Source organism: Aequorivita viscosa, assembly GCF_900106795.1.
Taxonomy (GTDB): domain Bacteria; phylum Bacteroidota; class Bacteroidia; order Flavobacteriales; family Flavobacteriaceae; genus Aequorivita; species Aequorivita viscosa.
Map to the genome: position 1 here is coordinate 1 of NZ_FNNS01000003.1, position 12,023 is coordinate 12,023.

A 12,023-nucleotide genomic window follows, 5' to 3' on the forward strand; every position below is an offset into this window, starting at 1 on the left:
CTTTAATCGAATGCCATCTATATGGTCAGCCAACCCACGCCTTCTTCGGTTATATACACTTCGCTCAATTTTTGAAGAAATTGTTGTGGGAAGCTTTCTGAAAAGATCGTTTTCACTATCTATGCCCATAAACTCAGCCGTTAAACTCAAACTTATCAGTTCCAAGTCACAGAGCTTTGGTTCACGCCTTTGATAGGGTAAAAGTTGATCTTTTGATATTTTTCTTAAAACTTCCAATATTCTTTCGTAATTTGCACTTAAGTTGTTCATATATAATGTTTTATAGCTAAAACAAGATACTGATTATCAGTAATATGGACAACTTTTTTCTTTTAAATCATAATGCACAACGGGTTACTGTTATTAACAAGTAACCTTTTGTAGTCTATAATTTAGAATGCGAAAGTTACCCCAACTCCTAAAGCTTCACGAATCTGGAAACCATTTGCGGCGTTGTCGTCATATATAGCTTGGAATGTAAAGTTTGTTGTAATAAATTTGTTTACACTCATAACTAAATTCATTGTGTAGTCAATATCAACGTTTTTGGGTTCGTCCAAATAGTTTGAATATAAATTCAGGATATTCTCTACAGAAACATTATCCATAACTTTAAATTTGGCATAACCAGAAATAGAGGCTCCTAGTTCAAAACGCATAGATTCGTTTGCATCTACTCCGTAATATTTCTTTTTGTTATACGCTTCTAACGCGCCTGGAATGTTTTCATCTACGGCAGTAAATTTATCATCTACAAAAATAAATTTAGCAGTAGCCGGTGCTATATTCACATAAAGGTTGTCATTCTTCTTCCACAGTAAACCTGGACCAAACTGAAGATACCCTGGAGACATAAAATGTGTTTTCTCTGTACGATAAGCAGGATCTGATTGGTCAAGATCTTTATTAAAATCATATCCTTTGGCCATTTGTGTTTTAAAATTGAAGAATAACGAGTAGTACCACTCCGACTCTTTCATTTGTCTACCTAATATAGAGTTAAGCTCCAAACGGTCGTTGGTTTTTTTCGAATATTTATCGTCTTTGTTTTTAGAAATACCATAATCTAATAAAAACCTGTTATCCCAGCTTATTTTGTCTTTACGATAATTAAAATCGTACGTTAACGAAATATTTCCCGAATAGTTGGAAGTTCCACCACCTGTCCATTCGTGATTAAAAGCAGCTTGATTAAATAGCAATGAAACATTTCCCGAAGTTTTCCATCCGTTTTCGATAGAGTCTTTTACCTTTTTATCTTGTGCAGAAAGAACGAAAGGTGCTCCTATAAGAATTGTAAGAAGTAGTAATTTTTTAATCATTTCTAATAATTTTAATTTTTTGCAAATATAAACTCGATTAATTAATTGAAACACTAAAATAGTTTCAAAAATTGGTTAATATTTACTAAAGCCGATAAAGAGATTTATTTCCTTTTGAACAAAGGAACCGAGGAGCAAGCTTCGCCATACATAATGCTTTTTGCTATTGGCTGAAGTTTTTGTGCCAAGAGAACGTATGCACTTTGAGGAATGGGCTTGTGATTGCAGCCTTTAATGATAATTGGCTTATCTGCGTATTCTGAAAAATCTAAATTTTGAAGGATTTCGGTGTAAAGAATACTTTCTAAATCTTCTAAGCTTCCAACCGTTACTTTGGCTGCAAAAGGGGCTAAATGAAGCGATAGAAGGATATAAGCCCATCCGGGAACAATAGCGTCGGTACTGCAATAAAGTGCGACATAAGAACCAGAGTAGCGTGACCAGTCGTGCGAGTTGGCTTGCTCTCTAAAATCCTTTTCGCGCAGTACAATTCCTTCCATTAACCATTCCGAAATATCGAAATGAATACGTTCTCCTTTTGGATAAAAATCCTCAAGATCGAAAGTGACCAATTTGCTGTTCGCTACGCGATTAATTATTTCTTCAGACACGGTAAATAGGTGAAATTATGAGTTTAGTATCTATTATTCCAGTCTGTCAAATATTATCTGACAGACTGGTTTTTGGTAAGTAATTTAAAAGTATTTCAGGACTATTTGGGAATTAAAGCATTCCAAGTTCAAGTTTTGCAACATCGCTCATCAATTCTTGCCCCCACGGTGGGTCGAAGGTAATTTCAACCTCAGCATCTTTTACTTCTTTTAAAGTCTTTACTTTTTCTTCAACTTCTAAAGGTAAACTTTCTGCTACAGGACAGTTAGGTGAAGTTAACGTCATAAGTATTTTAACCTCTTGGTCTTCATTGATAAAAACATCGTAGATAAGCCCTAATTCGTATATATCTACAGGAATTTCTGGGTCGTAAATTGTTTTTATTACTTCTACTATTTTTTCGCCTAGCTCGGCCATGTTTATTTCTGCTTCCATTGTATTAAGAATTAAGTTTAGCTTGGTATGCCATAGCATCCAGTTTCATTTGTTTAATCATCGAAACCAATCCGTTGGCCCTTGTTGGGGAAAGATGTTCTTTGAGACCGATTTCGTCAATAAATTTTGCGTCCGAATTTAAGATAGCTTGTGGAGTTTGCCCTGAAAATACACGAACTAAAATAGCCACAATACCTTTGGTTATAATAGCATCGCTATCTGCAGTAAAAATAACTTTACCGTCGTTTAATTCAGAATGTAACCACACTTTACTTTGACAGCCATTAATGATTCTGTCATCGGTTTTGTATTTTGGATCAATAATATCAAGAGATTTACCTAGCTCAATCATATATTCGTATCGCTGCATCCAGTCGTCGAACATTGAAAATTCGTCTACTAATTCCTCTTGTACTTCTTCTATTGTCATAAATTTTATTTTAAAATACCTACAAGGTTTTGAAAACCTTGCAGGAAGTTGTGTCAGTTGAAAACCTTGCAGGAAGCTTGGTTCGTCGAAAATCTTGCTATAAGATTCATCTCAACCTAACTCAACATCATTTTAGCTTTTTTCACAGCTTCAACCAATATATCAACTTCTTCCAAAGTATTGTAAAAGGCAAATGAAGCTCTCACAGTACCAGGAATTTTATAAAAATCCATAATAGGCTGTGCACAGTGATGCCCCGTCCGAACTGCTACACCAAGTTTATCGAGAATGGTTCCGATATCATAAGGGTGAATTCCTTCAATATTGAATGAAACTACGGAAGTTTTATCTGGACCCGTTCCGTATATTCTAAGTCCTTCGATTTCAAGCAACTTTTTGGTAGCATATTCAAGCAGTTCATCCTCGTGCGCCACAATTGCATCAAAACCGATATTATTTAAGTAGTCAATTGCAGCTCCAAAAGCGATTCCTCCACAAATATTTGGCGTTCCCGCTTCAAATTTAAACGGTAATCCCGCGTAGGTAGTCTTTTCAAAGGTTACTTGATCTATCATTTCTCCACCTCCTTGGTAAGGCGGAAGTTTGTTGCCCCATTCTTCTTTCATATATAGAATTCCGATTCCTGTTGGGCCACACATTTTATGCGCAGAGGTAACGTAAAAGTCGACATCCAACTCTTGAAAATTTGGTTTTATATGCGAACAAGATTGTGCTCCGTCAATAAGAACGGCGGCATTTACTTTATGGGCGTATTCAATGATTTTCGCAATTGGATTTATAGTTCCTAATGCGTTTGAAATGTGGTTTACAAAGACCAATTTCGTTTTTTCAGAAAGCAGCTTTTCGTATTCAGAAAAAATCAATGCGCCTTCTTCATTCATCGGAATCACTTTTAAAATCGCACCCGTGCGTTCGCATAGCATTTGCCACGGAACTATATTGGAATGATGTTCCATTGCTGAAACAATGATTTCATCTCCCTTTTTAAGTTCGCTTGTAAAAACGTGTGCCACTAGGTTTATTCCGTAGGTAGTTCCTGGTGTAAAAAGTATTTCGTGAGATTCTTTCGCGTTAAAATGCTTTTGAATTTTTTGCCTTGCAGCCTCATAAGCATCTGTTGCTTCTTGCGACAGCGTGTGCACACCGCGATGAATATTTGCATTGTAATTACTGTAATAATCAACGATGGCATCTATTACCAGTTGTGGTTTTTGTAATGTCGCAGCATTGTCCAAATACACCAATGGATACCCATTTACCTTTCGAGAAAGGATTGGAAAATCATTGCGTATTTTTTGGATGTTGAAAGACATTTGAGAAGTTTAATGAATTTGTTTTACTCATTTAATGTTTTACCACGAACCCACCTGCCGCACGGATAGGTTCGCAAATCTTTATTATTCGTGAATTCGTGGTGGCCTTTTACAGCTCAAACCCCAAACTCACTCCAATTTTATTGGCAATCAATTTGTTGATTCGCATTTTAAGCTCTGGAATTTTTACACTTTCCAAAACGGTATTTGCGAAAGCGTACATTAAAAGTGCTTGACTTTCTTTTACACCAATTCCTCGGCTGCGTAGATAAAAGAGTGCGTCCTCGTCAAACTGCCCGATAGTACACCCGTGAGAACACTTTACGTCATCTGCAAAAATCTCTAATTGTGGTTTTGCGTTGATTGTAGCTTTGTCATCAATTAGAATGTTGTTGTTCTGCTGAAACGCATCAATCTTCTGCGCAATTTTGTCCACCAATATTTTTCCATTAAAAACTCCCGTAGAACTTTCTGCAAAAATACCTTTGTAATCTTGGTGACTTTCACAATTTGGTGCTGTATGATGCACCAACGTATTGTGGTCTACGTGCTGATTTCCTTCTAAAATAGTAACCCCTTTTAATGTGGAATCGCAGCGCTCTCCTTTTTGATAGAAATTCAAGTTATTTCGAACCAAATCTCCTCCAAATGCGAAAGTGTGCACGTGACAAATACTTTGATGTTCTTGTGAAATATAAGTATTGTCTATCAACGAAGAAGTATCGGTGTCGTTCTGGATTTTGTAGTAGTCTACGTAAGCGCGCTTTTCAGCAAAAATTTCGGTTACAGAATTTGTCAATACTTTATTTTCCGAAAGACTTTGATGGCGCTCGATGATTTGAACGTGTGCGTTTTCACCAACTACGATAAGGTTTCGAGGCTGAAGGAACATAGCTGCTTCACTCCCAGTCGAGAAATTGATTATCTCAATAGGTTTTTGAACTTCTTTATGGGCAGGAATATTAATATATGCTCCGTCCTTTGTGAACGCTGTATTAAGCGAAGTTATACCGTCTTTTTTAGCAATTTTATTAAAATATGTTTCAATTACGGGCTTAAACTTGCTCTTGGTAAGTGCTGCAGACATTAAACACACATCTACGTCGTCGTGTGTGGTTTCAGACAGAAAAGAACTGTAAACGCCATCTATAAAAACAATCTTGTATGTGTCTATTTCGTGAAGAAAATAGGGGCGTACTTTTTTCCATTCTACATTATTTTCCTTGTTGGAAATAATGCTGTAATCCTGTTTTAACAGCTTGTTGAGCGATGTATATTTCCAAGCTTCCTCCTTCTTGGTTGGGAACCCTTTTTCCTCGAAAATTTTTATAGCCTTGTTTCGCACATCGTGAATAGGCGAATCAAATTCTAGGTAATCCTCAAGGGCAATGTATGATGTAAGTAATTTATCTTTAAAGCTCATGATGAGTTTCTTGTTTAAAGTTTCAGGTTTCAAGTTTTGAACTTGTTACCTTTAAAGTCATTCTAATTTAATTGGGTACGATTAAACTGCGACCCTTCTTCCGCTTAAAAATGTCTGAATTTTACATCTCGTTTTTCAAATTTGAGTGGTAGTTAGCGTTTAAACCGATTTAACTACAAACACTAAACGAGAAACCAGAAAACATTTTCCTAAACCAATTCTTCTTTAATCCAGTCGTAACCTTTTTCTTCAAGCTCGTAAGCAAGTTCTTTGGTTCCGGATTTTACAATTCTTCCATTCATCAATACGTGAACAAAATCAGGTACAATGTGGTCTAACAATCGCTGATAGTGCGTAATTAGAACAATGGCGTTGTCTTTATTTCTTATTTTATTGACTCCGTTAGATACTACTTTAAGAGCATCAATATCTAATCCAGAATCTGTTTCATCAAGAATTGCCAATTTAGGATTCAACATTGCTAGTTGGAAAATTTCGTTTCGTTTCTTTTCACCTCCAGAGAAACCTTCGTTTAAAGATCTTGAAAGAAACTTACGATCAATTTCGAGCATGTCTGCTTTTTCCTTGATCAATTTCAACATTTCAGCTGCAGGCATATCACCTAGCTTCTGAGCCTTTCGGGTTTCATTGATTGCAGTTTTTATAAAGTTGGTCACTGAAACTCCTGGAATTTCCACTGGATATTGAAACGACAAGAAAACGCCTTTATGAGCTCTTTCTTCAGGGTCTAAATCAACAATTGAATTATTTTCAAAGAGAATTTCGCCTTGTGTAACTTCATATTCATCTTTTCCAGCAATAACAGATGCCAAGGTGCTTTTCCCAGAACCATTCGGTCCCATTATGGCGTGTACTTCACCTGCATTTACTTTTAAGTCGATGCCTTGTAGAATGTCTTTCCCATCCAAACCGGCGTATAAATTTTTAATTTCTAACATAATTAACTTTAGTTTGCTTTCAATTCGACGTCAGCTTTTGTGGAAGTTTCACTGACGTTTATTATTTCAGTTATTGTGATAATTTCGTCCCAACCATCAGTTCCTTCTGGTTTTGGCGTTACCTCTCCACGAACGACAACAGGAACCATATCAAATTCCCCTTTTTTAACAGCTGCTACTTTTTCGGCTAGGTCTTTTGCTTTGTCATTTATCTGGACTCCATACACGAATGAATTTCCTTTAAAAACAGCCGCTTCCGGAGTGTAAATAAATTCTCCTTCATACGTCTTGACTGTAGCTTTTGGAGCTTCAGTATTTTCAGTTTGAAGTGCTTCGTTTTCTGTTTTAGTGTTATTGCACGAATAAAGCAAGGTGCTAAACATTAATAATAACAGTATTCTTTTCATTGTTGTAAAATAATTTTGGATTTCCGATTTAACCAACGCTTCCTTCTAGACTAATTTCTAATAGTTTTTGGGCTTCTACCGCAAATTCCATTGGAAGTTTATTTAAAACATCTTTACTGAAACCATTTACAATAAGTGCAATTGCTTTTTCGGTACTAATACCTCGTTGGTTACAATAAAATATCTGGTCTTCGCCAATTTTACTGGTGGTTGCTTCGTGCTCCACCATTGCCGTTTTATTCTTCACTTCGATATACGGGAAGGTGTGTGCGCCACATTTATTACCCATTAGCAATGAATCGCACTCTGAGAAATTTCGAGCTTTATCTGCACCTGGCATTATTTTCACCAAACCACGGTAGCTGTTTTGTGAGTTTCCAGCAGAAATTCCTTTAGAAATAATAGTACTTCTTGTGTTTTTACCAACGTGGATCATCTTTGTTCCTGTATCGGCTTGCTGAAAATTGTTTGTAACAGCTACAGAATAAAATTCGCCAATAGAATTATCGCCTTTTAGAATACAGCTTGGATACTTCCAAGTTACAGCACTTCCAGTTTCTACTTGTGTCCAAGATATTTTAGCGTTCTTTTCGCAAATTCCTCTTTTAGTAACGAAGTTAAAAACACCGCCTTTACCTTCTTTATTACCAGGATACCAGTTTTGAACGGTAGAATATTTTATTTCGGCATCGTCCATTGCGATTAATTCAACAACTGCTGCGTGCAATTGGTTTTCATCACGGCTAGGGGCAGTACATCCTTCAAGGTAACTCACATAACTTCCTTCATCGGCAATAAGAAGTGTTCTTTCAAATTGTCCTGTTCCTCCTTGATTTATTCGGAAGTAAGTAGAGAGTTCCATTGGGCAACGCACGCCTTTTGGAATGTAGCAGAACGAACCATCACTAAAAACAGCACTGTTTAAGGCCGCGTAGAAATTATCGCGTGGTGGTACAACTGTTCCTATGTATTTTTTAACCAATTCTGGATGCTCTTTAATGGCTTCAGAAATTGAACAGAAAATGATGCCCATTTCATTCAAGCTTTTCTTAAATGATGTTGCTACCGACACAGAGTCAATTACAACATCTACTGCAACGCCAGTCAGTCTTTTTTGCTCTTCAATTGAGATTCCAAGTTTTTTGAAAGTATCCAATAATTCTGGATCTACTTCGTCAAGGCTACCGTATTTTGGTTTATTTGTAGGTGCTGAATAATACGAAATGCTTTGAAAATCTGGCTTTTCGTAATTCACATTTGCCCATTCTGGTTCCTCCATGGTTTGCCAATATCGGAATGCTTCTAAACGCCATTCGGTCATCCATTCGGGTTCTTCCTTTCGTTTAGAAATGGCTCGCACCACGTCTTCATCCAAGCCCACAGGAAAGGTATCGGATTCTATATCGGTAAAGAAACCATACTCGTATTCCTTGGTTTCCAATTCTTTCTTTAAATCGTCTTCTGTATATTTCATAATTCTTTTCTAAATTGGATATTAAAATGCTACATTTTTAAAGTGAAAAAGATTCTCCACAACCACAAGTTCGGTTGGCGTTCGGATTTGAGAACACAAAGCCTTTTCCGTTGAGGCCTCCACTGTATTCTAAGGTGGTGCCTACCAAATACAAGAAACTCTTTTTGTCTACAGCGATTTTAACGCCAAGATCTTCAAACACTTTGTCATCTTCCTTCAATTCTTTATCAAAATTAAGTTCATAGCTGAGGCCAGAACATCCACCGCTCTTGACTCCTACTCTAACAAAATCCTGAGAAATTTCGAAACCGCTCTCCGCCATTAGCTGAGAAATACGTGATTTTGCGCCTTCACTTACTTTTATCATAATATAGACTAATTCTAAATTAGGCTACAAATATACATCAAATAGAACTTTTAACCACATAGACAATCAACTTTAAAACTATCGTTGAATAGCTTTAGATGATACAAAAATTACCTTAGAGAAGCGTGGGGGTGTAGCGTAATTACTTAGATTTTCTAGAATAATAGTTAATGAAGTTATTCGTAGATTTTGAGAATAGATCGAAAAGCTTGATTTTTTTCAGGACTAAAAGATCCGTCAGCTTTTCCTGCTGCGTTAAATACCTCTTGTCCTTTTAAGTTAAGTGTTGTGTACTAAGGTTGCGTGATTTAGTGTTTAATAGCTAATTATAAGCCCAGACCCCACAGGTCTTTGAGACCTGTGGGGTCTCCCTGCTGAGTTAAAAACCCTTGCCTTTTAAGGCTTTGTGTTGTTTGCTAAAGTTGAGCAACATAATATCAAGTAGCTATTTATCGTGTAACGAATTTAAAGCATAAATAGCAAAACTTCCAAGCCAGTGGCCGCCTTCGTAACTATCGCCCACTAGGTTTGGATATGAATAAGCAAGGTGCTCGTTTGCGAGGTTTTCAAGATGTTTATATTTTGGAAACTGCTTCGCCAAACCATAAAAAACCCAAGCCCTACTAAAGTTTAAACCATCTAGATGCACAAGTTTTCCGTCGGTACGATCGCTTACTTCTCCAACTTTTAAATGATATGTATTTTCAGCCAATTCGGGAAAAAAGGTATTCAACCAATTTTGAAATTCTTCTGCAGAAAGTACGCGTCTCATTATATCTATTTCTTCTAAACAAGGCGAAAGAAAATCGTAACCACCAGGCTCCCATCCTATCGGACAATTTTCATCTTTAGAATAAAAATTTCTTGCACGGTTTTCTATTAGTAATTTAAGTTCGGTATCGCCCATTGTTTTGGCATAATCGTACGCCATAGTTAGTCCGAAAGCTGTGTTTGCGTGTTCGCCTACTCGGATTGGGTAATTCAACTTTGGAAGAAATTCTTTGTAGCGCAACACCATAATATCTGCCAAAGGCTTTAGGTTTTGCTCCAATTCATTCGCCATTGGGTCGTCCCAATTATGAAGCGTTTCGGATAGTTTCAAAAGCCAAGCCCAGCCATAAGTTCGCTCAAACGACTTATTGATTGGTTTTTCGAAAAACGCCACTTCAATTGCTACATTTTCAGCAGTAATCTTTTCCTTCAGAATAGTACGCACTTCGTCTGCCCTATTCATTGCTGGAAATTGTTGCAAAAGCGTTACCATTGACCAATATCCGTGTACAGCGCTATGCCAGTCAAAACAACCGTAAAAAATAGGATGAACCAAAACTGGCTCTACCAAATCTGCTTTGCTTTCTAATGTTTCTCCTGGCTTGTATGGATATGGCGTATTTACGCAATGCAATGGCAACTCAATGAGTTTATTCGCTTCAGCCAAAGTAAATTCGGGAGCTGCGAAGGTTTTTATTGCAACTTCAGAATTTGTAGCAGTTTCTGAAATTTTAGCCGAATTGTAGTCACAACCAAACATAATAATAGTTGTTACAAGAAGAAGGGAGTAGTTTTTCATAAAGTCAAAGTTATTATAAATATATGAAAATGTAGTTTATAGCATACGTTTAAAGTATTTTATTGACACCTTAAAAAGTTGGAATTATGGACTTACAATACTTCAAAAAATTAAAATAGTGTATTTTAAAACTTTAAATTTACACCAAAGCTCTAAGCCAATATTAGATGAACTGGATTCTACTTTTTGAAATACTTTACATGCTATTGGTTATTGCTGTTTGTGTTCGTGTAATTTACGACACACAAAGCACCACCAAAACGCTTGCGTATCTTTTGGCTGTTGTGTTTCTACCATTTATTGGCATCATTATCTACTTTTCTGTAGGTATTAATTATAGAAAGCGAAAAATTTACAGTAAAAAGATTTTTGATGATTTAGACCAGAAGAATGAAATACAAAAACAAATTCTGAAGGATTCCGACACTATTTTTTCAACTGGAATAGAATCGCTTAAAAGCTACCGAAAACTAGCATTGCTTATTCTTAACCAAACTTTAAGTCCTATTTCGAGTAATAATGAAGTGAAACTTTTACTAAATGGAGAGAAGAAATTTCCAAAAGTTTTTGAAGCGTTAAAAGATGCTAAAAATCACATTCACGTTGAATATTATATTTTTAATGCAGATATAATTGGATGTCAATTTATCGATCTTCTCATAGAAAAGGCGCAAGAAGGCGTAAAAGTGCGATTTATCTACGACGATTTTGGAAGTAGGGAAATTCGCAAAAAACAGGTAGCGAGATTAAAGGCGGGAGGTGTTGAAGCATTTCCGTTTTATAAAATAAAACTTATTAGTCTTGCCAATAGACTTAATTATCGAAATCACAGAAAAATAATAGTAATTGACGGAATTGTAGGGTTTGTAGGTGGCATCAATGTTAGCGATAAGTATATTAATTCTTCCGAAGAAAAAAACAAGCTGTATTGGCGCGACACCCATTTAATGATCCAAGGTCCTGCCGTGCGAACGCTGCAATATGTTTTTATGGGCGATTGGAATTATTGCTCTGGCACACGTTTAATTCCTGACAATAATTTTTTTCCAGAAGATATTATTCCAACAACAAAAGCTAATAAAATAGTTCAAATGGCTGCCAGCGGTCCAGATTCTGATACGCCATTAATAAAGCAGACCTTAATGCAATGTATAAACTTAGCTAAGGAAGAAATTCTTATAACAACGCCTTATTTTATTCCGGGTGAAAGCTTGTTATCGAGTTTAAAGCTAGCCGCTTTTAGTGGTACGAAAATAAAAATATTGGTTCCTGGGGTTTCGGATTCCAGATTGGTAGATTTTGCAGCTCGATCATACTACGGCCGGTTATTAAAAGCTGGCGCCGAAATTTATTGCTATCAAAAAGGATTTATTCACGCTAAAACTATGGTGGTCGATCAGCAATTAGCAATTGTAGGAACAGCCAATATGGATATTCGAAGTTTCGATCTGAATTTTGAGATTAATGCCATTGTTTATGATGACGAAATTGCTAATGAACTTCGACAAGCTTTTTATGACGATTTAAAATTCGCCACAAAAATAGACCCACAAAAATGGAAAGCCCGACCTACCAGAATTCAACTCTTAGAAAAAATAGCCGGATTGCTTTCTCCGTTGATGTAAAGCTGACTTACTATAAAAAACGACTATTTTTTCCGGTTTTTTTAATCAGAAAAACTAAAATACTT

At 36.3% G+C, this 12,023-nt stretch carries 12 protein-coding genes and 1 pseudogene; 1 reads left to right on the forward strand and 12 read right to left on the reverse strand.

Features of this window, described 5'->3' with window-relative positions:
* The 12 genes and pseudogenes from BLW28_RS01935 to BLW28_RS01990 all read right to left on the reverse strand — a co-directional run.
* Positions 1-270: pseudogene (locus BLW28_RS01935) on the reverse strand (IS982 family transposase); the annotation flags it as partial.
* Between the two features lie 122 nt (positions 271-392).
* Positions 393-1,322 carry a DUF3078 domain-containing protein gene (locus tag BLW28_RS01940; RefSeq protein ID WP_092842525.1) on the reverse strand — a complete coding sequence of 310 codons (930 nt, stop codon included), beginning with the start codon at positions 1,320-1,322 and terminating at the stop codon, positions 393-395.
* A gap of 104 nt (positions 1,323-1,426) precedes the next feature.
* Complete coding sequence (locus BLW28_RS01945) at positions 1,427-1,933, reverse strand: DUF2480 family protein (protein WP_073214603.1); 507 nt, start codon at positions 1,931-1,933, stop codon at positions 1,427-1,429.
* 112 nt (positions 1,934-2,045) lie between these two features.
* On the reverse strand, positions 2,046-2,369 hold the full coding sequence (locus BLW28_RS01950; protein WP_073214606.1) for an iron-sulfur cluster assembly protein: 324 nt from the start codon (positions 2,367-2,369) through the stop codon (positions 2,046-2,048).
* A gap of 4 nt (positions 2,370-2,373) precedes the next feature.
* Positions 2,374-2,799: a SufE family protein gene (locus tag BLW28_RS01955; protein WP_073214610.1), complete on the reverse strand. Its 426-nt coding sequence runs from the start codon at positions 2,797-2,799 to the stop codon at positions 2,374-2,376.
* A 116-nt stretch (positions 2,800-2,915) separates the two neighbouring features.
* Entirely contained in the window at positions 2,916-4,133 is a 1,218-nt protein-coding gene (locus BLW28_RS01960; protein WP_073214613.1) for an aminotransferase class V-fold PLP-dependent enzyme, read from the reverse strand.
* Positions 4,134-4,242: 109 nt separating this feature from the next.
* Positions 4,243-5,556, reverse strand: a complete 1,314-nt coding sequence (sufD, locus tag BLW28_RS01965; protein ID WP_073214617.1) for a Fe-S cluster assembly protein SufD — start codon at positions 5,554-5,556, stop codon at positions 4,243-4,245.
* Positions 5,557-5,765: 209 nt separating this feature from the next.
* Positions 5,766-6,515, reverse strand: coding sequence for a Fe-S cluster assembly ATPase SufC (gene sufC / locus BLW28_RS01970; protein WP_073214620.1), 750 nt, complete (start codon positions 6,513-6,515; stop codon positions 5,766-5,768).
* Positions 6,516-6,523: 8 nt separating this feature from the next.
* A complete protein-coding gene (locus BLW28_RS01975) occupies positions 6,524-6,922 on the reverse strand; it encodes a hypothetical protein (protein ID WP_073214623.1) in 399 nt (132 codons plus the stop codon).
* Between the two features lie 28 nt (positions 6,923-6,950).
* Entirely contained in the window at positions 6,951-8,396 is a 1,446-nt protein-coding gene (gene sufB, locus BLW28_RS01980; protein ID WP_073214625.1) for a Fe-S cluster assembly protein SufB, read from the reverse strand.
* A 37-nt stretch (positions 8,397-8,433) separates the two neighbouring features.
* A complete protein-coding gene (locus BLW28_RS01985) occupies positions 8,434-8,763 on the reverse strand; it encodes a HesB/IscA family protein (protein WP_073214628.1) in 330 nt (109 codons plus the stop codon).
* A 445-nt stretch (positions 8,764-9,208) separates the two neighbouring features.
* Positions 9,209-10,333, reverse strand: coding sequence for a DUF2891 domain-containing protein (locus BLW28_RS01990; RefSeq protein WP_083540652.1), 1,125 nt, complete (start codon positions 10,331-10,333; stop codon positions 9,209-9,211).
* Positions 10,334-10,500: 167 nt separating this feature from the next.
* Between BLW28_RS01990 and cls the strand changes: the two genes are divergently transcribed.
* Complete coding sequence (cls, locus tag BLW28_RS01995; protein ID WP_073214631.1) at positions 10,501-11,958, forward strand: cardiolipin synthase; 1,458 nt, start codon at positions 10,501-10,503, stop codon at positions 11,956-11,958.
* The last annotated feature ends 65 nt before the right edge of the window (positions 11,959-12,023 follow it).